We start from the raw sequence: 26,820 nt of genomic DNA, 5'->3' as shown, positions 1-26,820 counted from the left end.
GCGGACGCGATTCTGTTCGGCGCCGTGGGCGATTGGAAATACGATTCGCTCGAACGCGCATTGCGTCCCGAGCAGGCCATTCTCGGTCTGCGCAAGCATCTGCAGCTCTTTGCCAATTTCCGTCCGGCGATCTGCTATCCCCAGCTGACCGGCGCATCGTCGCTCAAGCCCGAGATCGTCTCGGGGCTCGACATCCTCATCGTGCGCGAGCTCAACGGCGACATCTATTTCGGCGCGCCGCGCGGCATTCGCCCGGCACCCGACGGTGCATTCGAAGGGGAGCGCGAAGGCTTCGACACGATGCGCTACTCGGAGCCCGAAGTGCGCCGCATTGCGCACGTGGCGTTCCAGGCGGCGCAAAAGCGCGGCAAGCGGCTGACTTCGGTGGACAAGGCGAACGTGCTCGAAACGTCGCAGCTCTGGAAGGAAGTCATGATCGAGGTCGCCAAGGCGTACCCCGACGTGGAGCTTTCGCATATGTACGTCGACAATGCGGCGATGCAGCTCGTCAAGGCGCCGAAGTCGTTCGATGTGATCGTCACGGGCAACATGTTCGGCGACATCCTCTCGGACGAAGCGGCGATGCTGACGGGATCGATCGGCATGCTGCCGTCGGCTTCGCTCGACAAGAACAACAAGGGTCTTTACGAGCCCTCGCACGGTTCGGCGCCCGATATCGCGGGCAAGGGCGTGGCCAATCCGCTCGCCACGATTCTGTCGGCCGCGATGATGCTGCGCTATTCGCTGAACAAGGCGGAGCAAGCCGAGCGCATCGAAAAGGCGGTGCAAAAGGTGCTCGAAGCCGGATACCGGACGGGCGACATCGCGACACCGGGCTGCCGCCAGGTCGGCACGGCCGAGATGGGCGATGCGGTGCGTGCGGCATTGTAAGGACGTTTTCGTGTAGACTGTCGCGATGCTGCGAATCCCCTCTATCCCCTCGATAGCAACGCTCGTTGGCGCAACGCTCGGTGCGCAGGGATTCGCCATTGCCGGCGCCATTGGCGTGGCCGGCATCATTTCGATCAAAACGATTACCCCCAAAACGATCACGAAAAGCTGATCGTCCGCCGTGTCCGCCCGTCTTCCCCGCGCGGTCACGCCGGGCAAGGTTGCGGGGAAGCGTCCATTCGAAGGGATAATCATGAACGTAGGTCTCGTAGGTTGGCGCGGTATGGTCGGCAGCGTCCTGATGCAGCGCATGCAGCAGGAAGGCGATTTCGATCTGATCGAACCGGTGTTTTTCAGCACCAGCAACGTTGGCGGCAACGCGCCGTCGTTCGCCAAGAACGAGACGAAGCTCAAAGACGCCAAGAGCATCGACGATCTGAAGAAGTGCGACGTTGTTATTACCTGCCAAGGCGGCGATTACACGAACGAGGTTTTCCCGAAGCTGCGTGCCGCCGGCTGGAACGGCTACTGGATCGATGCCGCTTCGTCGCTGCGCATGGCCGACGACGCCGTCATCATTCTCGATCCCGTCAACCTGGACGTGATCAAGAGCGCGCTCGTCAACGGCGCCAAGAATTTCATCGGCGGCAATTGCACGGTCAGCCTCATGCTGATGGCGCTCGGCGGCTTGTTCAACGAGAACCTCGTCGACTGGATGACCGCCATGACCTATCAGGCCGCGTCGGGCGCCGGCGCGCAGAACATGCGCGAACTGCTGTCGCAAATGGGCACGCTGCATGGCGCGGTCAAGGAGCAATTGGCCGATCCCGCTTCGGCCATCCTCGACATCGACCGGCGCGTGCTGGAGACGATGAATTCGGACGCGATGCCCACGCAAAATTTCGGCGTGCCGCTCGCGGGCTCGCTGATCCCCTGGATCGACAAGGATCTCGGCAACGGCATGTCGAAGGAAGAGTGGAAGGGCGGCGCCGAAGCGAACAAGATTCTCGGCAAGCCGGCCATGGGGCAGCCGGGTTCGATCCCCGTCGATGGTTTGTGCGTGCGTATCGGCGCCATGCGCTGCCACTCGCAAGCGTTGACGATCAAGCTCAAGAAGGACGTGCCGCTCGACGAGATCAACGGCATGCTGGCGGCGGCCAACGATTGGGTCAAGGTCGTGCCGAACGAGCGCGAAGCCTCGATGCGCGAACTGTCGCCGGCCGTCGTGACCGGCACGCTGTCGGTGCCCGTTGGCCGTCTGCGCAAGCTCGCGATGGGCGGCGAGTACCTGTCGGCGTTCACGGTCGGCGATCAGCTTCTGTGGGGCGCGGCCGAGCCGCTGCGCCGCATGCTGCGTATCTTGCTCGAGCGGTAATTCACGGCGTATGAAGGCCACGCGCCAGGGCGCCGTATGCGGTCCGCCCGACCTTGCAGTGGTCTTGCCCGTGTTCCTCACGTAAACTATGCGGTTACGACGCATAGAACCCCAAAAGGCGTCGCTTTGCCGCGACGCCTTTTTTAATTGCCGCAGCGAACCTTGGTCTATCCCAAACGCCATCTCGAGGCGCGCTTGCACGCGCGTGACACCTTCATGACTACACGTTCGACGCGCCGGGCCGTCCCGCTTGCGATCGCCTGCGCTTGGCTCGTCTGCACGTCGCCCGCGTGGGCTACCCCGGCGGCCGCGCCTGCGGGACAAAGCGCCGCGGGCGCTTCCGCTTCCGCTGCCGCCGCGCCGGTAGCTTCCACTTCGACGCAAATCACGGTCAAGCCCGGGCAATCGCTGGCCGATATCGCCGCGGCGGCGACGGGCTCGCACGACAAGGCCGTGCTCGCCCAAGCCGCACGATCGATCTTCGACGCAAATCCGTCGGCATTCATGCGCGGCAACCCGAGCCTATTGAAGCTGGGCGCCGTGCTCAACGTTCCCGCGCTCGATGCGACCGGTGCCGTGGCCAAAGAGCAAGCAGCGCCGGCGGCGGCGTCAGCGAGCGCATCGAATCCGGCGCCGGCTGCTGCGGCGGCGTCGCAAGCCGCCGCAGCAGGGGCGAAGGCGAGCGGCACGCTCGGTGCGAAGCCCGCATCGACGCCGGCCGGCGTATCGCCGTCGCCTGCCAGCGCCGCCACGGGCGCGGCCGCGTCCACGGCGAAAGCGGCCACGCCCGCGGTTGGCGGCGCCTCCACGACGGCCTCTACCTCGGTGCCTCATCCGCAGCCGAGCGCCCCGAGCGGCGCAAGCGGCGGACATGCCTGGTCGGGCGCTATTCAGCCAGCGCCGGTTGCGCCGGCCAGCTCGGTTGCGCAAACGCCGGCAAGCGCGGCGGCCGCGTCCGGCGTCGCCGCATCCGGTGCCGCGCCGGCTTCCGCACCGGCTTCCGCACCGGCCGCCTCGGCGGCTAGCCCGGCGGCGGCAAGCAGCGCCGCCGCGGGGGCCGGCTCCGCGCCCGCCGCGGCGAGCACGCCGAAGGCTGCGGTGATCGCCCCCTCCAGTGCAGCGCCGGCCGTTGCCGCGTCGCATCCGAAGGTGTCGAGTCTTCAGCAATTGCTCGCGCTCAAAAATCGCGTGTTGATGGAACTGCAGCGGCACGGGATCGGCTCCCAACCGGCGACGCATCCGGGTACCACGGCCGGCGCACCCGCCGGTGCGCCGAGTTTCGCGGCGCGGCCCGCCTCGGGTTCGGCTTCGGCTGCGGCGGCACAGTCTCGTGCCGCGGCGGCCGCCAATCAGCGGTTCATCGGCGTGGGCGGCTACGGCTTCAGCTTGGCGCGCAATCAGATTCCCGCCGTCGCGGCTATCGCCGCCGCGGTCGTGGCGGCGCTGCTCGTCTTGCTGATCGCGCTCGGTCTCGGCCGTCGCGGTCGGCCTAAGCAGCCTAAGGCGTCCGTGCCCGGTTCGACCAAGGGTTCGCCGATCGCCAGCCCATCGGCCGAGGGCAGCGTGGACGCCGCGCAGACGGCGGCCGCGCCGGCCGCGGCGACGGACGATCCGATCGAGGCCGAGTACCTAGCGATTCTTGCGCGGACGCCGTCCAGCAAGCGCGCGCTCATGGGGCTCGCTGCGCATTACGCCGAGCGAAAGAACGCGCAAGGATTCGACGAGATCGCTCAACGGATCTACCGGCTCTCGGGCGGTCGCGGTCCGAATTGGACTCACGTCGCGGCCATCGGCCGTCAGCTCGATCCGGACAACCCGCTCTACGCACTCGACACCGGCGAAACCGATGAGGCCGTCTTGGCGCCAAGGGACGAAGCGGTCGAAACGCCTGCTCCCGCCCCCGAAGCTGCTGCTCCGCCCGTGGCCGAAGAAGGGTCGTCCAAAGTCGCGCCCGCCGCTGCGGAGGGCGTTTCGCGCGACGTACAGCCGCCATTGGTGCAGGCAGCGCAGCCGGCATCGCCGAGCGACGTTCCGCTACCGACAGCGTCCGCCGACGCAGGCCTTCCATCGAGCGAAGCCCCGACCGAAGCGAGCGGGCGGCACGAAGCCGATCTCGCCGAGGCCGGCGGGGACCGGGCCGAGGACGCGCCGCCGGCCCAACCGGAAACGCACAAGGCCGAGGCGGTTGTCGCGCCGGTCGCGCCAGAGGGCGAACCGACCCTGCCGCCCGAGGCGGTCGCCGCACGGGACGGGCTCGACTTCGGCTTGCCGCCGCGCGTCGCTCCTGCGGCGGAAAGCGCGGCGCATGGCGCCCCCGAGCATGAAGCCCCCCCGCGCCCCGACGAACGGACGGCAGAACCGGCCCCGATCGCCGAAGCAGCCGGGGCTGCCGAGCCTGCGGAGCCTACCGAGTCTGCAGAGTCTGCAGAGTCTGCAGAGCGAGGCGAGGTCCCCGCGCACGCGCCTGCCGCCCCGCCCGCGGTGACGGGCTTGGGCGCCGCACCGGTCGGCCGCCTCGCGTTGTCGTTCGATCTCGATCTGCCGGGCGGGGAGGCGGGCGAGGGGCAATCGGCCGATTGCGCGCCGCTGCCGCAATTCACGCCCGAGCAGCTCGCGAGAATTGCCCGCAACAAGCTCGATCTTGCGACGGAGTACATCGAACTCGGCGACCTCGGCGGGGCGCGTACGCTGATCCACGAGGTGATCGAGTCGAACGACCCGGGCACCCACGACGAAGCGCACGCGTTGCTGGCGACGCTCGCGCCGCTGTCCTGACGCGCTCGCCTTCGCTATGCGTATCGCTCTCGGCATTCAATACGACGGCACCGCCTTTTGCGGCTGGCAGTCGCAGCCGCACGGCAAGACCGTTCAGGACGCGCTCGAGCGCGCGCTCGCGGATTTCGCGTGCAAGCCGTTGCACACGATCGTGGCCGGCCGCACGGATACCGGCGTGCACGGGCTCGGACAAGTCGTGCACTTCGACACCGATCTCGATCGCGAAGACTTTTCGTGGGTACGCGGTACGAACGCCTTCTTGCCGTCGTCGGTGGCGGTGCTGTGGGCCAAGCGGATGGCCGACGATTTTCACGCCCGCTTTTCCGCATTCGAGCGCACCTATTACTACGTGCTATACGTCCATCCGGTGCGTTCGCCGATGCTGACGGGCCGTGCCGGGTGGATTCACACGCCGCTCGATCTCGATGCCATGCGGGCGGCGGCGCAGTGCTTGATCGGCGAGCACGATTTCTCGGCGTTTCGCTCGTCGGAGTGCCAGGCGAAGACCCCGGTGAAGCACCTGTATCAAATCGACATCCGGCGGGCCGGCGATTTGATCCATTTTCGTTTTCGGGCGAACGCATTCCTGCATCATATGGTGCGCAACCTGATGGGTTGCCTCGTCGCTGTGGGCCGGGGCCGCTATCCGGCAACGTGGTTGGCCGACGTGCTGGCCAGCCGAGATCGCGATCGCGCCGCGCCCACCTTCATGCCGGAGGGCCTGTATTTGGCCCATGTCGGCTACCCCGAGGTCTTTGCGGTGCCGCCCGCGCCCCTCGGAAGCGTGCCTTGGAGCGGCATTTGGAGCGAGTGAGCCCATGACCAGCGCTGTCCCCGTTTCGCCATCCGTCAGCTCGATCCCCGCGCGCACGCGCATCAAGCTGTGCGGCCTGTCGCGCCGCGCCGATGTCGAGTTGGCTGTCGAACTCGGCGCCGACGCGATCGGTCTCGTCTTCTATCCGCCGAGCCCGCGTTCGGTCGGCGTGGCGGAGGCCATCGACCTGGCCGGCGCATTGCCGCCGTTCGTCTCCGTCGTCGGCCTGTTCGTGAACCCGAGCGCGGCATGGATCGGTGAAGTCACGAGCAATGTGCCGCTCACCATGCTGCAGTTCCACGGCGACGAATCCGCTGCGCAGTGCGAGCAACTCGCGAGCGTGGCCGGATTGCCGTGGTTGCGCGCTTTACGCATCGGCGCCGATACGCAGCCGGCCGATTTGGTAGAATCGGCCCTTAACTATTCGACAGCCGGCGGCTTGCTCTTCGACACACTCGTCGAAGGCTATGGCGGCGGCGGGAAGACATTCGATTGGTCACTTATTCCAGCAGAGCTCGCGCGTCGGGCCGTTTTGAGTGGTGGGTTGAACGCGCAAAACGTCGGTGACGCCATTCGACGCGTGCGCCCGTACGCGGTCGATGTCTCGAGCGGCATCGAAGTACCGGGCGCCAGGGGCGTGAAGGATCCCGCCCGAATGGCGGCGTTCGTGCGCGCGGTGCGCGAGGCGGACGCCGGGTGACAAAGGCAAGGCGGCGCGGCTACACGAAAACGCGCCTCGCCGCCGCTGCGAAGAGTGACGACCATGTACAACCTTCCTGATCAACGCGGCCACTTCGGCCCGTACGGCGGCACGTTCGTCGCCGAAACGCTCGTCCACGCCTTGGACGAATTGCGTCTCGCTTACGAGAAGTACAGCAACGATCCCGATTTCATGGCCGAGTACCAGCGCGAGCTGAAGTACTTCGTCGGCCGTCCGTCGCCCGTGTATCACGCTCGGCGCTGGAGCGAGCTGCTCGGCGGGGCCCAGGTGTTCCTCAAGCGCGAGGATTTGAATCACACGGGCGCGCACAAGGTCAACAACGTGATCGGCCAAGCGCTGCTTGCCAAGCGCATGGGCAAGCCGCGCGTGATCGCCGAGACCGGGGCGGGCCAGCACGGCGTGGCCACGGCCACGATCGCGGCGCGTTTCGGCATGGAGTGCGTGGTCTATATGGGCTCCGAAGACGTACGCCGGCAAGCGGCCAACGTCTACCGGATGAAGCTGCTCGGGGCCACGGTCGTGCCCGTCGAATCGGGTTCGCGCACGCTCAAGGATGCATTGAACGAGGCGATGCGCGACTGGGTGACGAACGTCGAAAGCACGTTCTACATCATCGGCACCGTGGCGGGTCCGCATCCGTATCCGATGATGGTGCGCGACTTTCAGCGCGTGATCGGCGACGAATGCCGCGTGCAGATGCCCGAGCTGACCGGGCGTCAACCGGACATGGTGATCGCGTGCGTCGGCGGCGGCTCCAATGCGATGGGTATCTTCTATCCGTATATCGACGACACGGCGGTCAAGCTCGTGGGCGTCGAGGCCGCGGGGGACGGGATCGAGACGGGGCGTCACGCCGCGTCGCTGATCGGCGGCAGCCCCGGTGTGCTGCACGGCAACCGCACCTATCTGCTCCAGGACGAGGACGGCCAGATCATCGAGACGCATTCGATCTCGGCGGGCCTCGACTACCCGGGCGTCGGTCCCGAGCATGCTTGGCTGAAGGATAGCGGGCGCGCGCAGTACGTCGGCATCACCGACGAAGAAGCGTTGAAAGCGTTTCACGACTGCTGTCGGATCGAAGGCATCATCCCTGCGCTGGAGTCGAGCCACGCGCTCGCCTATGCGGCCAAGATCGCGCCGACGCTTTCGCGCGATACGCACTTGCTCGTCAATTTGTCGGGCCGGGGCGACAAGGATATGCACACGGTCGCCGAACGTTCGGGCCTCGCGCTCTAAACGCTAATCGGCAATGCGCGATCTCATCGACGAATTCGACGCGCCGCGGCCGGCGGCCGCGGGCGGTGCGCTTGGCAGCACGGGCGCGCCTCGCTTGCCCATCGAGATACTCAACCGCGACTTTCTGGCGGATGTGCAGGCATTGCCCGACGGCTCGATCGATCTGATCGTCGCCGATCCGCCCTATGGGCTCGGCAAAGACTACGGCAACGATTCCGATCTGCGCTCCGGCGAGGATTTCCTCGCTTGGACGCGGGGTTGGCTCGAGTTGGCCGTACCGAAGCTCAAACCCAGCGGTTCGCTCTATGTGTTCTGCACCTGGCAGTACGCGCCGGAAATCTTCTCCTTCTTGAAGACGAAGCTCACGATGGTCAACGAGATCATCTGGGACCGACGCGTACCCAGCATGGGCGGCACGACACGCCGTTTCACGTCCGTGCACGACAACATCGGGTTTTTCGCGGTATCGAAGGATTACTACTTCGATCTCGATCCCGTGCGCATTCCGTACGACGCGGCGACGAAAAAGGCACGTTCGCGCAAGTTGTTCGAAGGCAGCAAGTGGCTCGAAGTCGGCTACAACCCGAAAGACGTCTGGTCGGTGTCGCGTTTGCACCGTCAACACGCCGAGCGGGTCGATCATCCGACGCAAAAGCCGCTGGAAATCGTCGAGCGGATGGTGTTGTCGAGCTGTCCGCCCGGCGGCCGCGTGCTCGATCCCTTCATGGGGAGCGGCACGACGGCGGTGGCCTGCGCACGGCACGGGCGAGCATTCGTCGGCTATGAGATCAATGAAAATTACTGCGCGATCGCGCGCGAACGCGTGGCCGCCATGAGCGGCGCACCGTCCGACGCGTCCGCCGTCGCCTCGTAAGCGGCGCGGCGTATCGCACTTATCGGTAGAGAAGACACCATGTCCCGTATCGAACAGACATTCGCGGCACTGGCCGCGCAAAGCAAGAAAGGCTTGATCCCGTTCATCACCGCCGGCTATCCGGACCCGGTACGCACCGTCGAATACATGCATGCGCTCGTGGCCGGCGGCGCCGACGTGATCGAACTCGGCGTGCCGTTCTCGGATCCGATGGCGGACGGCCCGGTCATCCAGCGTTCTTCCGAACGCGCGCTGGCGGCCGGCGTGACGCTCAAACAGGTGCTGGCCGACGTGAAGCGGTTTCGCGAGCAAGATGCGAACACGCCGGTCGTCCTCATGGGCTATGCCAATCCGATCGAACGAATGGGCGTCGATGCGTTTGCGGCCGCGGCGGCGTCCGCCGGCGTCGACGGCGTGCTGACTGTGGATTACCCGCCCGAGGAATGCGAGCAATTCGCCGCGCGCTTGCGCGGCGCCGGCGTCGATCCGATCTTCCTGCTCGCGCCGACGTCGACCGACGAGCGCATTGCGCAAGTGGGCAAGGTGGCGAGCGGATACGTCTATTACGTCTCCCTCAAGGGGGTGACCGGAGCGGCAAATCTGGACGTTTCCACCATCGCGAGTAAAATCCCGGCCATCAAGTCGCAAGTGCGGCTGCCTGTCGGGGTCGGATTCGGTATTCGGGACGCTTCGACGGCGCGCGCAGTCGCCGACGTGGCCGATGCCGTCGTGATCGGCAGCCGTTTGGTCCAACTGCTCGAAGAAGTGCCGCCGGGCGATGCCGCGGCGCAATTGACGCGCTTCGTCGCCGAGATTCGCCAGGCGCTCGACGCTGCCTGACGTTCCCGTGCGAGCGGCCCGGGCCCGGTTTCATTCGGGCCGGGGCCTGAACGGCGAGCGATGCGACGCGCGACACGTGGACGAAACAACACCATTTGAAGGAATAACGATGAGCTGGCTCGACAAACTGCTGCCGCCCAAGATCAAACAGACCGACCCGAAGAGCCGCAAGGGCATCCCCGAGGGGCTGTGGGTCAAGTGTCCGGCTTGCGAGGCGGTGCTGTACCGCAATGACGTCGAAGCCAACTTGCACGTTTGCCCGAAATGCAGCCATCACATGCGCATCGGGGCACGCGCCCGCCTGGACGGGCTGCTCGATGCCGAAGGCCGCTACGAAATCGGCCAGGAAATCGTCCCGGTCGACGCGCTGAAGTTCAAAGACAGCCGCAAGTACCCCGATCGCATCAAGGATGCAATGGACGATACGGGCGAAACGGACGCGATGGTCGTCATGGGGGGCGCGATCCATACGCTGCCCGTGGTCGTGTCCTGTTTCGAATTCGCGTTCATGGGCGGCTCGATGGGCTCGGTTGTCGGCGAGCGCTTCGCCCGTGGCGCGCAAAATGCGCTGGAACAGCAAGTGCCGTTCATTTGCTTCACGGCGTCGGGCGGCGCCCGGATGCAGGAAAGCTTGCTGTCCCTCATGCAAATGGCGAAGACAACAGCCATGCTGACCAAGCTGGCCGACGCCAAACTGCCGTTCATTTCGGTGCTGACGGATCCGACGATGGGCGGCGTGTCGGCGAGCTTCGCGTTCCTGGGCGATGGCGTCAACGCCGAGCCCAAGGCGCTGATTGGCTTCGCCGGCCCGCGCGTGATCGAGCAAACCGTGCGCGAAAAGCTGCCGGAAGGCTTCCAGCGCGCCGAATTCCTGCTGCAAAAGGGCGCGATCGACATGATCGTCGACCGACGCAAGCTGCGCGAGGAATTGGCCCGGCTCATCGCATTGCTGACGCGCCAGCCCGCCGACGCCGTCGCCTAAACGAAACGTTCAACGCTGTTTAACGCGGGACGGCCCGCGGCTTCGGATGACCACTTTTTCTTCTCTCGACGCCTGGCTCGCGCATCTCGAGTCGGCGCATCCGGTCGGCATCGACATGGGCCTCACGCGCATCGGCAAGGTGAAAGATGCGCTCGGGCTGAAGCTCGATTGTCCCGTCATCACCGTGGGCGGAACGAACGGCAAGGGGTCGACGTGCGCGATGCTCGAGTCGATCCTGCGCGCGGCCGGCTATCGTGTGGGCTGTCATACCTCGCCGCATTTGCTGGCGTTCAACGAGCGCGCGCGAATCGACGGCCGCAACGCGACCGACGAGGAACTGCTCCCGCATTTCGAAGCAGTGGAGGCGGCGCGCACGAGCCTTATCGAACCCGTCTCGCTGACTTACTTCGAGTTCACGGCGCTCGCCATTTTGCATCTGTATGCCTCGTTCAAGCTCGATGCGGTGATTCTCGAGGTTGGGTTGGGCGGGCGGCTCGACGCCATGAATATCGTCGATGCCGATTGCGCGGTGGTGACGAGCATCGACATCGACCACACGGAATATCTCGGCGATACGCGCGAGAAGATCGCTTACGAGAAAGCGGGCATCTTCCGGCCGGGCCGGCCTGCCATTTGCGCCGACCCCGCCGCGCCGCAGACGCTGATCGATCATGCACAGGCCATCGGTGCACCGCTGTGGTTGTTCGGCCGCGATTTTCGATATGAAGGGCAGGCGGGGAGCGAGCGGCAGCAGTGGAGCTACGTCGGGCCGACGATGCGGCGCTCGGCGCTCGCGTATCCGGCGCTGCGCGGCGCGAACCAGCTCATCAATACATCGGCGGCGCTCGCCGCGCTCGAGGCCTTGCGCGATCGCTTGCCCGTCTCCGCGCAAGACGTGCGGCTCGGTTTGGCCAACGTCGAGCTGCCGGGGCGATTCCAGGTCCTGCCCGGGCGGCCCGCAGTCGTGCTCGACGTGGGCCACAACCCGCACGCAGCCGCCGTGCTTGCCCAGAATCTGGGCAGCATGGGGTTCTTTCGTTATACCTATGCCGTGTTCGGCGCCATGCGGGACAAGGACATCGCGGGTGTCGTGAAGCATCTGAAAGGCGAGATCGACCACTGGTGCCTGACCGATCTGCCGCTTGGGCGGGCGGCTCGCGCCGAGGATCTCGAGAAGATTTTGCGCGAAGCCGGCGTCGAGGATGGACCGGACAGCAGCGTCGCGCGCTTCGCTACGCCGGCCGAGGCGTTTCAAGACGCACTGAGCCGGGCGACAGAGGATGATAGAATCGCGGTTTTCGGCAGTTTCTATACGGTCGCAGGCGTGATGGCCTACCGTAAGTCCCGGCAACATTGACCGATGCGTGCCAGACTCGTGGCCGCCCCCTCGAACTCAGCGATTCATGGGATTTTTCTCGTTCGGCAAGAAAGACGACGCACCGCGCCGGCGGAGCGCCGCTACGCAATCCACGCGTAGCGGGGCGGCGCACGAAGGGCGCGAGGCGCGGCGTACCCGCCGCAGCGAACGCACGCGCGATGCCGACGCGATGCTGCTCGATCCGACCCTGCCTGAAAAGCAGCGTGCGCGCCGCCGGCTCGTCGGCGCGATTGCGCTCGTGGTCGCGGCGATCGTCATCCTCCCGATGGTGCTGGATTCGCACCCGAAACCCGTGACCGACGATATCGCTATCGATATTCCGAACCGTCCCGCAACGGTGCCGTCGCGGGTGAGCGACGATAGCAATGACGACACGCAGGCCGGCGTTGCGCCCGATCGGGCCGATGCGAGCGAGACGGCCGCCGGCTCGGGTACCGCGGTAGCGGGCATGGCGCCGGCACCCGCTGCTGGGGCCGCCGTCAAGCAAGGCAAGGGGGCTCAACCGTCGTCGGGAGCCACTGCGCCAACCTCATCGAAGCAAACGGAATCGAAGTCGACGTCGGCCAAGCAAGCGCAATCGGATGGCGCGTCGGCGCGTTCGAGCGAGGCTCAGGCCGGCAACGCGACGGCTGTTCCCGCGCCGAGCCCGGCACAGGCCGATTCGGGCACACCGGCTGCGCCGCCTGGCGCGCGGTTCGCGTTGCAGCTCGGCGTATTCGCCGACGAGGCGCGGGCGCGCGGCTGGGAAACGAAGCTCAAAGCCGCGGGCGTGCCGGCCTATGTCGAACATCGCAAGCAAGCGGACGGCAAGACGCGAGCCTGGTTGCTCGCGGGGCCCTTCGCCGATCGCGCTGCTGCCTCGGCTGCGATCGCGAAAGTGCGCGACGCCGGCTTGACGGCGAATACCGGCAACGCGGCGCAGTGACGGCCCGATGCTGACCGCATTCGATTACGCGGCGCTTGCCGTCATCGGTTTATCGGCACTGCGCGGCGCGTGGCGCGGCTTGTTGTCGGAAATATTCGGATTGATCGGCTGGGTCGTGGCTTTTTTTGTTGCCTGCCACTACGTACAGCTCCTGGTGCCCTATATTCCAAGCGACTGGCCCGGCGGCGCGCTCACGCAATGGCTCTTGGCATTTGCGGTGATCATGATCGGCGTGGTGCTCGTGGCGAGTGTTGCCAATGCCTTGATCGCGCGGCTCGTAGCCGTGAGCGGTCTCGGCGGCGTGGATCGCTCGCTCGGCTTGCTGTTCGGCATCGTGCGCGGTGCGGTGTTCGTCCTGCTGCTGGTAGCGCTGGCGGGGCTGACGCAATTGCCGAAGCAAGAATTTTGGCGCAAGGCGCTGCTGCGGCCCTATGCCGAGCAAGGCGTGCGCGAGTTGAAGCCCCTGCTACCCCCGGCGCTCGCCGCGTACGTTCGCGTGTGACGCTAGTGCCGGCCGCGTGGCCGGCGCTTAAGTTTTCGTATCTTTGAAGGACCCTGCCATGTGCGGCATCGTAGGCGTAGTCTCCCATTCCCCGGTCAATCAACTGATCTACGACAGTCTCTTGCTGTTGCAGCATCGTGGCCAGGATGCAGCCGGTATCGCGACGGCGAACGGCAGCACGTTTCACATGTACAAGGCCAACGGCATGGTGCGCGACGTGTTTCGCACGCGCAACATGCGCAGCTTGCCCGGCACCGCCGGCATCGGCCAGGTGCGTTACCCGACGGCCGGCTCGGCGTCGAGCGAAGAGGAAGCACAGCCGTTCTACGTGAACGCGCCGTTCGGCATCATCCTCGCGCACAACGGTAACCTCACGAACTGGCAGCAACTGAAAGACGAGATGTTCCGCATCGATCGTCGTCACGTGAACACGAACTCGGATACCGAGGTCTTGCTCAATGTGCTGGCGCATGAAATGCAGTTGGCTAGCTCCGGGTTGCAGCTCGAACCGAGCACGGTGTTCAAGGCGGTGGCCGGCGTGCATCGCCGTGTGCGCGGCTCGTATGCGATCGTTTCGCTGATCGCCGGTTACGGGTTGCTCGCTTTCCGCGATCCGTTCGGTATTCGTCCGCTTTGCATCGGTAAGCATGAAACGGAGCACGGCGTCGAGTGGATGGTTGCGTCGGAATCGGTGGCCGTCGAAGGCATCGGTTTCGAATTCGTTCGCGACGTGGCGCCGGGCGAAGCGATCTTCATCGACATCGACGGCCATCTGCACAGCCAGCAGTGCGCCGATACGCCGAGCCTGAACCCCTGCATCTTCGAATACGTGTACCTCGCGCGTCCCGATTCGGTGCTCGATGGCGTATCCGTCTACAACGTGCGCTTGCGCATGGGCGATTATCTGGCGGAGAAGATCAAGCGCGTGCTGCCCGGTGTGCCGATCGATGTCGTCATGCCGATTCCCGATTCGTCGCGTCCGGCTGCGATGCAGGTTGCCGCCAAGCTCGGTGTCGAGTATCGCGAAGGCTTCTTCAAGAACCGCTATGTGGGCCGCACGTTCATCATGCCGGGCCAAGCGGTGCGCAAGAAATCGGTGCGTCAGAAGCTGAACGCGATGACGATCGAGTTCAAGGACAAGAACGTGCTGATCGTCGACGATTCGATCGTGCGCGGGACGACCTCGCACGAGATCGTGCAGATGGCGCGCGATGCGGGTGCCAAGAGCGTGATCTTTGCGTCGGCGGCGCCGCCGGTGAAGTATCCGAACGTCTACGGGATCGATATGCCGACGCGCAGCGAACTCGTGGCGCATGGCCGCACCGATGAGGACGTCGCCAAGATCATCGGCGCCGATCATCTCGTCTACCAGGATGTCGACGCGCTCAAGCGAGCCGTTAGCGACATCAATCCGGCGCTTACGCATTTCGAAGCGTCGTGCTTCGACGGCGACTACATCACGGGCGACATTACTTCGCAGTATCTCGATGCGATCGAGCGTGCGCGGCTTTCGCCGCAATCGCAATCGGAGCGCGATTCGGCGGGCGATGCGGTGGACGGCTCGGTGACGCGCTCGCAACTGCATTTGCAGTTGTCGGTGGAGTGAGGGCTGCGCGCCACGCTTCGCGCGTGGCGTGTACAGCATGCCGTTTGCCGCTCGAAAATAGCGAACCCGGCAAGGACGAAGAAGCTTGAATTGGGATCGTCGGGGTGTCCCGACTCGTCAAGATAAAGTAGATGCAATCGTGGCCTTTCCTTTATCCATCGCACGAATTAATGCGTCCGCGTTGCCCGCCACTGCCCCGGCGCCAGCCCGAAACGGCGGGTGAACGCGTGCGTGAAGGCGCTTTGGTCGGCGAACCCCACCGTGAGTGCGATATCGGTCAACGTGAGGCGCGCATCGCTCAGCAACGTGAGCGCCGTATCGAGACGCAGCCGTTGGAGATACCGGTGCGGCGTCGCACCGAATGCCTCGTCGAATAGCTGATGGAACCGACGCTCGCCGATACCGCAGTGCGCGGCGAGATCGGTTACCCGCAGCGGCTCCGATAGATGCGCACGCAACCATTTATCGATCCGCGCATAGTCGAGCCCCGATACCGGCGCCTCGATCCCCAGGCTGTCGCCCAGCAACCGGGCCAAGCGCGCCGCCGTATCCCAAGCCATGCGGCGAGTCAGCTGTCCGGCATGCGACGTATCGTCCGGCTCTTCACGACCGCCGGCCTCGCGCCGTTGGGAGGCCGCCGCGGTATTCACCGCAGCAGCATACGCGGCGGCTTCATGCACTAAGCGCACGAGCGCGTCGTTCATCGTCAACGGCACCGAGCGCGAGAAGAAGCGCTCCGGCAACGCCAACGACGCACAAGGCACATCGAGCACGAGCTGCCGGTTCTCGCCGACGCCCGCATACTCGTGACGGGCACCCGCTGGGATCAACCAAGCGTGGTGCGCGTCGATACGATGGCCGACTCCGTCCACGGCCATCTCCATCGCCCCATCCACGCCAAGCACGATCTGATGGAATGGGTGCACGTCGCACGCGCTCACCGCGCCATAGCGGCGCAGCGATAGCGCCGGCGAGGCGATTGTGTGCGCGTGCATCGTCATGCCGTATGCAGATTGCACACCGAAGCGCGCTCAGGCCTTCAGCAATTCGACTTCGAACACGAGCGTCGCATTCGGCGGAATCACGCCGCCCGCGCCACGCACGCCGTAACCGAGTTGCGGCGGGATCGTCAGGCGTCGCACGCCGCCTTCTTTCATCCCTTGCACGCCTTCGTCCCAACCCTTGATGACCATGCCGCCGCCGAGCACGAACGCGAACGGATCGTTACGGTCCTTGCTCGAATCGAACTTCTGGCCATCGGTGAGCCAGCCCGTGTAATGGACCGTGACCGTACGCCCCGCCGCGGCTTCGGCACCCGTGCCTTCGGTCAAGTCCTCGTACTTCAACCCGGATTCGGTTGTGACGATTGTCATGATTGTTACGCTCCGATTTCAGATGAAACCGTCATTGTAGGCGCTGCACCCGCGCCGGTGCCTATAATGTCCGTCTACTCAACAAGCCTACGGCCCGACGCGGTCGTTGCAACGTTGCGAGCCGCGTTCGCGCTCGCGTTGCAGCGGTGCAACCGCCACAGCCGAGCGATCTTACGAGAGGCCGATCGTGTCGACGTTTTCCAACGCCGCTGCCGCATCCGACCAACGTCTTGCTCATTTGCGGGCGGAAGTCGCGCTTTTCATGCGCGATCACGTTCTGTCCCTGGTATCGCACGATTTGCGCAGTCCGCTGAACGCCATTCATAGCTGGGCCTATGTGCTCGAACGCAAGCTCGATGCTGCCGACGCCTCGGCGCAACGCGCGCTCGCCGGCATCCGCTCGGGCGTCGAGCAGCAAGTGAAACTGCTCGAAGAAGCCGTGGACAAGACGCGCGCCGAAACCAAATCGTTGCCGCTCGCCCGCGAGGCGTTCCCCATTCGCGCGGCGATCGATCGAGCACTCGACGATGCGCGTCGTGCGCTCTTCGACGCTCGCGGCACGACGTTGACCGTCGTATCGTCGTTCGATGCCGAGCGATGCGACGGCGATAGCGAGCGCCTTGCGCAGGCGCTATGGGCCATGCTGATTTTTGCGGCGGAAGCCAGTGCGCCCAGTGGCGCCGTCGCGCTCAAGACGGCGTTGGAGGCCGGTTTTTGGCGGAGCGAGGTGGCCTTTACGCCCGATTTCGCTGCGCTGGCCAATGCCGACTTGCCCCACGCGTTGGAGCCATTCGCACGAACGCAGGCAATGCTTCCCCGCGAGGCCGGGCGCATTGCCTGGGTGCTAGCGATCGTTCAACGGGTCGCTGCCGCGCACGGCGGGACGTTCGAGCAAGGGCCGATGCTCGACGGCGAAGCGACGGCCCTCGTCCTGCGCATTCCCCTTTCCGCTCTATAGGCCCGTAGCCCCGTCGCCCCATAGGCCCATCGCCCCATAGGCGCACGGAGCGTGATGCGTGATGCGTGATGCCTAGGCAAACGGCGAGCTACCCGCGCGGCACGCCTTCTTCGACGAGCAGCGCGACGGGCAACGCACACAATGCGTCGCGCAGCGCGAGCCTGCCTGCGCCGTCGGCTTTGGGCGCGGCCGGACTCATGCAATCGAAGAGTGCGCGCCCGGCCAGCGCAGACGGCAATTCGATCGACGTGTCTTCCCACGCCGCCGGATCGACGAGCGGCAAATCGCTGGAATCCGAGATCAACGACGACGCGAGCCGCGTCGCGACGACGATGGCATAAGCGTCGCCGTGCCGCCGTGCGAACGCAATCGCATGCCGCGCGCGCGGGCCGGTTACCGGCAGCGGAATGTACGAGCCTTGCAGAAACAGTGCAGGGGAAACCGCGCGCAACGTCAGCGCCCGGTGCAGGACGCCGAGCTTCACACGGCCGTCGCGCCAACTGCGCAATTGCTCGCTCGGGGGCGTGTCCACTAGCCACGCGCTGCGCTGTCCGAAATCGACGGGGCGACGGTTGTCGGGATCGACGAGGCTAAAGTCCCACAGCTCGGTGCCCTGGTAGAGATCGGGCACGCCGGGGCAAGTCGTCCGCAATAGCGTTTGGGACAAGCTGTTGATCGCGCCGGCCCGGGCGATGCGCGCGACGAACGACGACAACTCGCGCAGGAAACCGTCGCGCCGCTGCGGCGCCAAGATGTCGAGGAGAAAGGCGCGCGATGCCGCTTCGTAGGCTTCGTCGGCGGCATGCCAGCTCGTCTCCAGCTTGGCTTCGCGCAGCGCCTTGAGCTGCCATTGCGCGATTCGTTCGGCGAACGCTTGGACGCCGTCGGCATCGGCATGGTCGAGTTCGTACGGCCATGCGCCAACCAGCGTTTGGTAAAGCATGGCCTCGGCCGTCGGCCCGGGCGCCCAGTTCGGCGCCGCGCCCGGTAGCGGGGTGCAGGCCATCGAAATTCCCGCCGATGCCGCCATAGCCCCAGCCGATGTCGATGTCGTTCCGGTGAGCGCCGAAGTGGCCGAAGAGATCGTCGCGGGCTTCGCTGGGGGCAGGGCGTCGCCCGCTTGCCTCGTTTCCGGCGGGCTTCCAGCCTCGTCGATCGCGCGGTTTGTCTCGTCGATGTCGTGCGTGGGCTCGTACGCGCGACGATGGGGCGCATTCAACGTCGACCATGCGCGCAGCGTCGCCGTCCATTCGTCGGCGATTTCGCTCAATACGGCCAGCCGGGCTCGTACGTCTTCGCCACGCTTGTGATCGTGCGTGGCGGTGGCGATCAGCGCATGCGGGAAGCGTCGCGCGCGTTCGAGATTGGCCGCATGAAAACCGTCGACCTCGAGCGCGAATGCCCCCGGATCGGCGCCGACTTCGTTGCGCGACAGCAAGCGGCCGTAACGATAGAACGCGGTATCTTCGAGGGCCTTTGCGGCCAATGGCGCGGTGACCTGCGCAAACAGCGTAGCCGCCGCGCGCCGCTCGCGGCTCGGTAGCGCGTGCCCGGCCGAACTTGCATCGCCGCCGCGTGCCTCTCGGGCGTTGCGCTCGTCGACATCGTCGCGACCTTCGGCGCCGAGCGACGACGCGACGAACGCTAGCACCGCATGATCGCCGCGCGCCAATGTGCGGCGCGCCCCTGCGAGCGCCTGGCGGAAATACGCGTCGTCGGCGTTCGTCGGCGATCCGTTGCGCGCGTACATCCGATAGACGGGGAAATGGACGGCCAATTCCGCCAGCACGCGACGGATCGCCGTGAACGTGAAGTCGCGCGTGACGGGTTGTTCGCGCGCGATTCGATGCAGGCCACGGGCCGCGCGATCGAGTTCGGCCGACAAGTTCTCGGCGAGAACCTTACGCCGCACATCGCACACCAGTTCCGCGTAAGGCGTATTCGTTCCCGATAACTCGGCCCATGTCGCCGTCAGTGGCGCTTCGCCTCGGGCATCGTGCAGTAGGGCACCGACGTCGTTCATGAAGTCGTAGCCCGTGGTGCCGTCGACTCCCCAATCCGAAGGCAACGCTTCTCCGTGAGCGAGGATCTTTTCGACGACGACATAGGCGCGCGAGCCATCGAGTTGGGTCGGCCGCTCGGCTTCGCGTTCCGCGAGTTTTTCGCGCAATCGCTGGCAATACTCGCGCGGATCGACCAGGCCATCGACATGATCGATCCGCACACCGTCGATCACGCCCTGCGCAAACAGGCGCAACACCAGCGCATGCACGGTATCGAATACTTCCGCGCGTTCCATGCGCATGGCGGCGAGCGTGCCGATGTCGAAGAAGCGCCGCCAGTTGACTTCGTCGGCCGCGGTGCGCCACCACGCGAGACGAAAGAACTGCCGTTCCAGCAATCGATGCAGGCGTTCGCGCGCGGCGGCGTTCGTCGGCGCGTAGCCGGCTAGGGCGGTGTCGAACGGCTGCACGCCATTAGCCGACGCATACGCGCGTAAGGCCTCTTGCGCAGCCTGCGCGCGCGGCCGCTGCTCGGGCTGGGTCGTCAAGCCTTCGAAGCGCTCGGCGAGCGCCGTCAATTCCGGATGCACCCCGTGCGCCACGCCGCGCAGGATCAGCGGATAGTCGACGGGACAAATCGGCAGCCGATGCTCGCCGTAGCACGCGAAGAAGCGGCCTTGCCGCGCATCGAAAGACAAATGGATCCGGCCTGCCGCGAGTTCCTCGCCGTACGGCGCCCCAAGGCACGGTGCTAGGACCTTACCGCGCAAGGCCGGATCGGGCGAATGCCAGTCGATGTCGAAGTACCGTGCGTAGGTGGCGTGCCGGCCCCATTCCAGGATGTCGAGCCACCAGGCGTTATGGCCGCCCGCGATGCCCATATGATTGGGCACGATGTCGGCGATGAGCCCCATCTGCCGCGCATGCAAGGCATCGGCCAGGCGCAGGAGCGCCGGCTCGCCGCCGAGTTCCGGGTTCACACGTGTGTAGTCGATCGTGTCGTAGCCGTGCAGGGAGCCGGGCGTCGAAGTCGTCATCGGCGACAAGTACAGATGGCTCACGCCGAGCGCGGCGAAGTAATCGACGTGCGAGCGCGCATCGTCGAATGTGAAGCCCCGGTGGAGCTGGAGACGGAGCGTGGAACGCGGGACAGTCATGGCGTGCGAGACGGTTCGGAGGCTGGGCCCTGGCGCGGGCGCGCGGCACACGTGCGCCTGCGCGAGAGCGCGAGTAGGCGGTCGGTCAAGGCGCCGCTTTCGAACAGCGCATCGATCGGCGCGGGTACGCGTCGGCGCCAGTTCGGATGCTCGTCGATCGAGCCCGGCAAATTCGGTTGATCGGCGAGGTTGAGCAGATCCTCGAGGGGATACAGCGCAAGCGGTGTCGGCGTCGAGGCGACGAAGGCCAGCGCTTCGTCCACGGGCGGCTGGTCTTTGGGCGGCGCCCCCACGCCCGATGCCGCGACACCCGCTTGCTGGAACGCACGCCACAACGCGTGACGGTCGGCCGCGCGCTGCGCGTTGGCCAGCGCGACGGGGTCGCGCCCGTCCGCGCGCGGCGCTGTTTGGCCGACTCTGTCGCGCCAGGCGATGTCGTGTCCGCTCCACCAGCCTGCGACCGTCGGCAAATCGTGCGTGGTCGTGGTGGCTAGGGCCGTGTGGCTCCATTGCGCGGGCGCCTTGAAGCTGCCGCCGTCCTCGCTGCGCTCGAACCACAGTACGCCGATACCGAGCATGCCGTGACGGGCCAGGCGTTCGCGAAACCCTTCGGGGACGGTGCCGAGATCTTCGCCGACGACGATGGCGCGGTGGCGCGCCGATTCGAGCGCAATGAGCCGCAGCAAATCCGTCATCGGGTAGCGCAGATAGGCGCCGTCCGCTGCACTGGCGCCTTCGGGCACCAGCCACAGCCGTTGCAGCCCGAGGACGTGATCGATCCGCAAGCCGCCCCCGTACGCGAAGGTCGCACGCAGCATATCGATAAAGGCGCTGAAGCCTTGCATGCGCATGGCGCGCGGCGAGAACGTCGTGAGTCCCCAGGACTGGCCGGCTTGATTGAACAAATCGGGCGGGGCGCCGACGGAGACCGCGCGCAGCATATCGTCCGGATACGACCAGGCATGGCTGCCCGCACCGTCGCAACCGACCGCGAGATCGGCCACGAGCCCGATCGCCATGCCCGCCTCGCGCGCGGCGCGTTGCGCATCGCCTAGTCCCTTCGCGGCGAGCCACTGCAAGAACAAGTGGAATTCGACCTCGTGACGATGCGCGTGCGAGAACGTCTTTACCTCGGGGCGGCGCGGGTCTCTCAGCGCTTCGGGCCACTCGCGCCAGTGCCCGGCACCGTGGGTGGCGCGCTCCATTGCGTCGATCGCTTCGAAGCGTGCGTGATCTTCGAGTGCGCGGCCGCCTCGAGCGCAGAACGTGTCGAACGCTTGGGCGAGCGTGGTTGCGGCCGGGCGCTCGTGCGCGCAAAACCGGTCGTAAAGCGCATGCAGCACCGAGAGTCGAAGTTCGAGCGCCTCGCCCCAATCGACGAGCGGCTGCGCCTCGAGCGCGGCCCACCGTTCGCGAGGCGATGGCCGACCGTCCACCTGCGCCATCTCGAGCGCAGCCTCGAACGCTTGCATGCCGAGTGCGGCGGACGGGTCGATATGCGCGGCATTGAGGAACAAGCGGGAAGAGGGCGCATAGGGGCTGAACTTGCGCGGATCGGCGCTGAACATGGCATGGGTCGGACTGACCGCGAGCACATCGGCGCCCTCGTTCGCGCTGTGCCGCGCGAACGAGGCGAGCGCGGTGTAATCGCCGATGCCGCCGTCGCCGACGCGACGTAGGCCGTAGAGCTGCGCGCCGATACCCCACAGCGAGACGGTGCGCGGCGCATCCGCATCGCTGCGCCGCGTGCGCTGACCGTTCGCGCGGGCGTTCGCATCGCGCCATGCATCGTGGACCGTATAGCAACGCGGCGGCGCGACCGCCAGACACACGCGCTGACCGGCAACTTCCAACGTGTGGTATCCGGGCTCCGCAATCGGGGCGAGCATCGCCGACTCGCCCTTCGGCATGCCGAAGCGGCCTTCGACGATGCCGCCGCTTTCGAGTTCGATCCGGTACGCCCCACCGGTTTGAGTCCCCGCCAACGGCAGCGCCGTCGCGCGATGACATTCGGCCGTCACGAGCGGCGGCAGCGCATGCGCGGTGCGTTCGGCATCGAGCATCGCCAACGTCTGCTTTGCTTCGTCGGCCGTACTGCAGGGCAGCCCGAGGGCGGCCAACAGCGTGGCGAGCGTGTCGGTCTTCACGCGGTGCGTGCGCTTGTCGGCGTCTTCCCAATGCACTTCGAAGCCGGCTCGCGCCGCAATCCGCTCGATCGTGTCCCGGCCGAGCGATGACGATGCCGGTCCAGGTGTGTTCATGAATCGCTCCTCGGGGGCGTATGGACGCGAACGTCGTGCTGCAGCGCGAACGCGTTCACGTCGCCCGTCAGCCACGCAATGCACGCGTAGCCCGGCAATTGCTTGGCCTCGACGCTGTCGCGTGCGCGGGCCGGGGTTTCGAAGACGACCATGCCGTCGGGGCACGTATCGAACGGTAGCGTGTCGGACGTCAGATTCAGCGCGATCGAAAGCGTTGCGCCGTCGCCCAATTGCCAGCGCGCGACCAGCGCGTTGGCGTCGTGGCCGACCGCTGTCCGGAGCAGCGCGACATCGAGCGAACGCGCGCCGCGCAGCCGCGGGGCGATCAGCTTCGCGCGCACCGCGAGGGCCGACCGGTAGAAATGCAACCATGCCTCCCGTTCGCCGTGCGCGGAAGGCGGTGCGGTGCCGGTGCCGTTGGGTTCTTCCTCGGTCGGCGGCGACGAGAGTGCGAACGTTTGCACCGCGTTCGGATCGGGAATGCGCGCGCGTCGTTCGGGATCGGAGAAGGCGGAAAACTTGGCGAATTCACGCCGCCGGCCCTCGCGTACCGCTTCGGCCAGCTCCCCTCCGTAGTCGGTGAAATAAAGGAACGGCTGGGTCGAGCCGAACTCTTCCTCCATGAACAGCAGCGGAATTTGCGGCGACAACAGCAGCAGCGCCGTCGCCGCGAGCAGCGCCTGGGGCTCGCATAACGTGCGCAGACGCTCGCCGAACGCGCGATTGCCGATCTGGTCGTGGTTTTGCAAAAACATGACGAAGGCCGTCGGCGCCAAGTGCGCACTCGGCTCGCCGCGCGGGGCGCCGTCGTGGATCGGAGACGGATCGCCTTGGTACGCGAACCCTTCGGCGAGGACGCGTGCGAGTTTGGCGATGGGGCGATCGGCGTAGGCGCGATAGTAGCCTTCGTGCTCTCCCGTCAGCAGGACGTGCAGCGCGTTGTGCGCGTCGTCGTTCCATTGCGCGTCGAAATGCGACTGCAACAGGCTGGCCGTGTTGTGCTCGTTTTCCAGCACGAGATGCACGTGTCTATGCGGCGGCAAAGAGGCGCGAACCCGGTCGGACAACTCGCGCAGCCAGCCGTCGTCGCCGATCGCATGGACGGCATCGAGGCGCAGGCCGTCGAAGCCGTATTCGTGCAGCCAGTAAAGCGCGTTCTGAAAGAAAAATTCGCGCACTTCGTGGCGACGAAAATCGATGGCCGGTCCCCATGGCGTCGCCACGTCGTCGCGAAAGAACGCGCGAGCGTACTTCGGCAGGTCATTCCCGTCGGGGCCGAAATGGTTGTAGACGACGTCGAGCAGGACGGCCAGCCCCAACTCGTGCGCGCGATCGATCAGCGCCTTCAGCTCTTCGGGACGCCCATACGCCGAATCGGGCGCGAACGGCAGCACGCCGTCGTAGCCCCAGTTGCGCCGCCCCGAAAAGTCGTTCAGGGGCATCAGTTCGACCGCGGTCGCACCGAGTTCCGCGATGTGCGGCAACCTTCGGGCCACGTTCGCGTAACCGCCTATCGCCCCGACGTGCAATTCGTAAATCACCATCTCTTCCCAGGGACGGCCTCGCCACTCGGTCTGCCGCCAGCGATAGGCGAGCGGATCGATCACCTCGCTCGGCCCCTGTACATCCTCGGGCTGAAATCGCGACGCAGGGTCCGGCACGGCCAAGTCTGCGTCGAGCCGGTAGCGATATCGCGTACCGGCGCCGCATTCGGCTTGCGCTTCGAACCAGCCGTCGCCGGTTGTCTGCATTCGAGCGGTATTCGCCTTGCCCCGATATTCGAACTCGACGTGCCCGGCCGTGCACGACGGCGCCCACACCCGAAAGCGTGTGAGCGGTGCTCCGGTTGCGGATGCGCCGACCCATTCGGCGCCGAATCCGAACCGATGCGCGCGGCGCTCGTGCGGGTCGGATCGATCTACGGACATATCAGCGGCTCCTTGTTCGAGAACACGAGGCTTGTCGTCAATCTGCGGCGTCATATCACGTCGTAGGGCGTCGGCGCGGGCGCCGGCTTCGCGCTAGCGTCAAGCAGCGGCTTCGCGACGAGCAGGACGAAGCCGTGCGCGCCCACTTGCCGCTGCTCGCTCGCGAGACGGTGCGCGGCTGCCTCGGGTGCCGTGCTGTCCGCGAGCACATTCCATTCCAGACGCGGCGGCGGCAATGCGAACGTCACGTCTTCATGCGAGCCGTTGTGCATCAACAGCACCACCTCGATCTCTCCGTCGAGATCGAAGCCGGCGCGACGCAAGGTGAGCGTGCGCGCTTCGGGGTCCTGCCAGGCTTCGCTCGTGAGCGCCTGGCCGCGTTCGTCGAACCACTCGACGTCTTTCACGCCGGGTAGCACGTCGGCGTCGCCGCGCAGGAACCGCGTATCGCGCAGCAGCGGATGCTGACGGCGCAGCGCGATCAGGCGCGCGGTGAAGGCGATCAACGCGCGGCCTTCCGGCGCATCCGCATGCGCCCAATCGAGCCACGATAGTTCGTTGTCCTGACAGTAGGCGTTGTTGTTGCCGCGCTGGCTCCGCCCGAATTCATCGCCGGCCGCGAGCATCGGCGTACCGAGCGACGTGAATACGCTCGCGAGCATCGAGCGGGCGACGCGCGCTCGCGTTGCGTGGATGGCGGCATCGTCGGACGGGCCCTCCGTCCCCCAGTTCGCGCTGCAATTCTCGTTGTGGCCGTCGGCGTTGTTTTCGCCGTTCGCTTCGTTGTGCTTGTGCTCGTACGAGACGACGTCGGCGAGCGTGAAGCCATCGTGCGATGCCACGTAGTTCACGGAAGACCAAGTGCGCCTGAAGCGATGGTTGAACAATTCGGCCGAACCCGCGATACGCGCGGCAAGCTCGGCCCGCATGGATGCATCGCCGCGCCAAAAGCGCCGCACGCAATCGCGGAACTTGTCGTTCCATTCCGCGAATCCCGGCGGATGGTGTCCAACCTGATAGCCGCCGGGACCGACATCCCATGGCTCGGAAATGAGTTTGCGTTGCGACAGCACGGGGTCTTGCCGAATGACGTCGAAAAAGCCCGATCCGGGATCGAAGCCGGTCCCTTCGCGCCCGAGCGTCACGCCGAGATCGAAACGAAATCCGTCGACGTGAAACGAGCTGACCCAGTAGCGCAGCGAATCCATCACCATTTGCAGCACGCGCGGATGCGAGAGATTGAGGGTATTGCCGCAGCCGGTATCGTTGATGTAATGACGCTCGTCGCCGGGAATGAGCCGGTAGTAGCTCGCGTTATCGAGCCCGCGCCACGAGACGGTCGGGCCCAGTTCGTTGCCTTCGCACGTGTGGTTGTAGACGACGTCGAGTATCACTTCGATGCCGGCTGCATGAAGTTGGCGCACGGCGATCCGCACCTCGTTCAAGCGCCGGGTGGAAAGGTAAGACGGGTGCGGCGCGAAGAACGCGGCGGTGTTGTAGCCCCAGTAGTTCGTGAGGTCGCGTTCGAGCAAGAATCGTTCGTCGATAAACGCGTGGATCGGCAGCAACTCGATCGCCGTAATGCCCAGATCGTGCAGATGATCGACGAGACGCGGCGAGGCCAGCGCCGCGAACGTGCCGCGCTCGTGCTGGCGGACGTCGGGGTTCAGCATCGATAGACCGCGCAAGTGGGCTTCGTAAATCACGGTTTCGGACCACGGTACGTCGGGGCGCACGTCGCGCGACCAATCGAACGCTTCGTCGATCACGACGCATTTGGGCACTGCGGGCGCCGAGTCGCGCTTATCGATCGACAAATCGAGGCGGCTCGAATGCACACGGTAGCCGAACAGCGCATCGGCCCAGCGAAAGGGGCCCGTCAGCTTCTTCGCGTACGGATCGAGCAACAGCTTGGCCGGATTGAACCGATGGCCCTGCTGCGGTTGGTAGGGGCCATATGCGCGAAATCCATAGACGGTGCCCGGGTGCGCGCCGGGCAGATAACCGTGCCAGACCTCGTCGGTGCATTCGGGCAGCGGCAGCCGGGCGAGTTCTTTGTGGCCCGCCGGATCGAACAAGCACAGATCGATCTGCTGCGCATTCGCCGAAAACACGGCGAAATTCACGCCCAGACCGTCCCACGTCGCACCGAGCGGATAGGGTGCGCCGGTTTCGAGTCGGTCGGGTATCGAATTCGCCATGCCGCGTCCTGGTGTTCGGG

General features: G+C 65.8%; 20 protein-coding genes and 1 pseudogene. 14 read left to right on the top strand and 7 right to left on the bottom strand.

Going from position 1 to position 26,820, the window contains the following annotated elements; translation table 11 throughout:
* The 13 genes from leuB to purF all read left to right on the top strand — a co-directional run.
* A partial coding sequence (gene leuB / locus ACTHN9_RS05775) for a 3-isopropylmalate dehydrogenase (protein ID WP_440535789.1) occupies positions 1–891 on the top strand: 891 nt, incomplete at its 5' end.
* A gap of 253 nt (positions 892–1,144) precedes the next feature.
* Positions 1,145–2,266, top strand: coding sequence for an aspartate-semialdehyde dehydrogenase (gene asd, locus ACTHN9_RS05770; RefSeq protein ID WP_440535788.1), 1,122 nt, complete (start codon positions 1,145–1,147; stop codon positions 2,264–2,266).
* A 216-nt stretch (positions 2,267–2,482) separates the two neighbouring features.
* Positions 2,483–5,041, top strand: a complete 2,559-nt coding sequence (locus ACTHN9_RS05765; RefSeq protein ID WP_440535787.1) for a FimV/HubP family polar landmark protein — start codon at positions 2,483–2,485, stop codon at positions 5,039–5,041.
* Positions 5,042–5,057: 16 nt separating this feature from the next.
* On the top strand, positions 5,058–5,855 hold the full coding sequence (gene truA, locus ACTHN9_RS05760; RefSeq protein ID WP_440535786.1) for a tRNA pseudouridine(38-40) synthase TruA: 798 nt from the start codon (positions 5,058–5,060) through the stop codon (positions 5,853–5,855).
* Between the two features lie 4 nt (positions 5,856–5,859).
* On the top strand, positions 5,860–6,555 hold the full coding sequence (locus ACTHN9_RS05755; RefSeq protein ID WP_440535785.1) for a phosphoribosylanthranilate isomerase: 696 nt from the start codon (positions 5,860–5,862) through the stop codon (positions 6,553–6,555).
* Between the two features lie 63 nt (positions 6,556–6,618).
* Complete coding sequence (gene trpB, locus ACTHN9_RS05750) at positions 6,619–7,812, top strand: tryptophan synthase subunit beta (protein ID WP_440535784.1); 1,194 nt, start codon at positions 6,619–6,621, stop codon at positions 7,810–7,812.
* 13 nt (positions 7,813–7,825) lie between these two features.
* Positions 7,826–8,686, top strand: a complete 861-nt coding sequence (locus tag ACTHN9_RS05745; RefSeq protein WP_440535783.1) for a DNA-methyltransferase — start codon at positions 7,826–7,828, stop codon at positions 8,684–8,686.
* 39 nt (positions 8,687–8,725) lie between these two features.
* Positions 8,726–9,526: a tryptophan synthase subunit alpha gene (gene trpA / locus ACTHN9_RS05740; protein WP_440535782.1), complete on the top strand. Its 801-nt coding sequence runs from the start codon at positions 8,726–8,728 to the stop codon at positions 9,524–9,526.
* Positions 9,527–9,635: 109 nt separating this feature from the next.
* Positions 9,636–10,508 (top strand): acetyl-CoA carboxylase, carboxyltransferase subunit beta, encoded by an 873-nt coding sequence (accD, locus tag ACTHN9_RS05735; RefSeq protein WP_440535781.1) that lies wholly within the window; start codon positions 9,636–9,638, stop codon positions 10,506–10,508.
* Between the two features lie 46 nt (positions 10,509–10,554).
* The gene (gene folC / locus ACTHN9_RS05730) at positions 10,555–11,865 is read left to right on the top strand and encodes a bifunctional tetrahydrofolate synthase/dihydrofolate synthase (protein ID WP_440535780.1); all 1,311 of its coding nucleotides are present in this window, start codon (positions 10,555–10,557) and stop codon (positions 11,863–11,865) included.
* A gap of 46 nt (positions 11,866–11,911) precedes the next feature.
* On the top strand, positions 11,912–12,811 hold the full coding sequence (locus ACTHN9_RS05725) for an SPOR domain-containing protein (RefSeq protein ID WP_440535779.1): 900 nt from the start codon (positions 11,912–11,914) through the stop codon (positions 12,809–12,811).
* Between the two features lie 7 nt (positions 12,812–12,818).
* On the top strand, positions 12,819–13,313 hold the full coding sequence (locus ACTHN9_RS05720) for a CvpA family protein (protein ID WP_440535778.1): 495 nt from the start codon (positions 12,819–12,821) through the stop codon (positions 13,311–13,313).
* A 58-nt stretch (positions 13,314–13,371) separates the two neighbouring features.
* The gene (purF, locus tag ACTHN9_RS05715; protein WP_440535777.1) at positions 13,372–14,919 is read left to right on the top strand and encodes an amidophosphoribosyltransferase; all 1,548 of its coding nucleotides are present in this window, start codon (positions 13,372–13,374) and stop codon (positions 14,917–14,919) included.
* A gap of 44 nt (positions 14,920–14,963) precedes the next feature.
* Here purF and ACTHN9_RS05710 read toward each other — a convergent pair.
* The 3 genes and pseudogenes from ACTHN9_RS05710 to ACTHN9_RS05700 all read right to left on the bottom strand — a co-directional run.
* Positions 14,964–15,083 (bottom strand): annotated as a pseudogene (locus tag ACTHN9_RS05710) (DUF3800 domain-containing protein); the annotation flags it as partial.
* Positions 15,084–15,086: 3 nt separating this feature from the next.
* Positions 15,087–15,914: a helix-turn-helix domain-containing protein gene (locus tag ACTHN9_RS05705; protein WP_440535794.1), complete on the bottom strand. Its 828-nt coding sequence runs from the start codon at positions 15,912–15,914 to the stop codon at positions 15,087–15,089.
* A 36-nt stretch (positions 15,915–15,950) separates the two neighbouring features.
* Positions 15,951–16,292 carry an FKBP-type peptidyl-prolyl cis-trans isomerase gene (locus ACTHN9_RS05700; RefSeq protein WP_440535776.1) on the bottom strand — a complete coding sequence of 114 codons (342 nt, stop codon included), beginning with the start codon at positions 16,290–16,292 and terminating at the stop codon, positions 15,951–15,953.
* A gap of 187 nt (positions 16,293–16,479) precedes the next feature.
* On the opposite strand from ACTHN9_RS05700, the gene ACTHN9_RS05695 reads away from it, so the two are divergent.
* Positions 16,480–17,250, top strand: a complete 771-nt coding sequence (locus ACTHN9_RS05695) for a sensor histidine kinase (protein WP_440535775.1) — start codon at positions 16,480–16,482, stop codon at positions 17,248–17,250.
* 88 nt (positions 17,251–17,338) lie between these two features.
* Here the strand turns inward: ACTHN9_RS05695 and treY are convergent, their stop codons facing one another.
* From treY to glgX, 4 genes are read right to left on the bottom strand one after another with little or no spacing between them, the layout of a single operon-like run.
* Positions 17,339–20,410 carry a malto-oligosyltrehalose synthase gene (gene treY, locus ACTHN9_RS05690; protein ID WP_440535774.1) on the bottom strand — a complete coding sequence of 1,024 codons (3,072 nt, stop codon included), beginning with the start codon at positions 20,408–20,410 and terminating at the stop codon, positions 17,339–17,341.
* The gene (gene malQ / locus ACTHN9_RS05685) at positions 20,407–22,671 is read right to left on the bottom strand and encodes a 4-alpha-glucanotransferase (RefSeq protein WP_440535773.1); all 2,265 of its coding nucleotides are present in this window, start codon (positions 22,669–22,671) and stop codon (positions 20,407–20,409) included. The genes treY and malQ overlap by 4 nt, the downstream gene beginning before the upstream one ends.
* Positions 22,668–24,599 carry a malto-oligosyltrehalose trehalohydrolase gene (treZ, locus tag ACTHN9_RS05680; RefSeq protein ID WP_440535772.1) on the bottom strand — a complete coding sequence of 644 codons (1,932 nt, stop codon included), beginning with the start codon at positions 24,597–24,599 and terminating at the stop codon, positions 22,668–22,670. Before treZ ends, malQ begins: the two co-directional genes overlap by 4 nt.
* A 50-nt stretch (positions 24,600–24,649) precedes the next feature.
* Entirely contained in the window at positions 24,650–26,800 is a 2,151-nt protein-coding gene (gene glgX / locus ACTHN9_RS05675; protein WP_440535771.1) for a glycogen debranching protein GlgX, read from the bottom strand.
* Positions 26,801–26,820: the final 20 nt, after the last annotated feature.

It is taken from the genome of Trinickia sp., from assembly GCF_051953405.1.
Classification (GTDB): Bacteria; Pseudomonadota; Gammaproteobacteria; order Burkholderiales; family Burkholderiaceae; genus Trinickia.
This window is presented reverse-complemented; position numbering and strand designations above follow the sequence as displayed.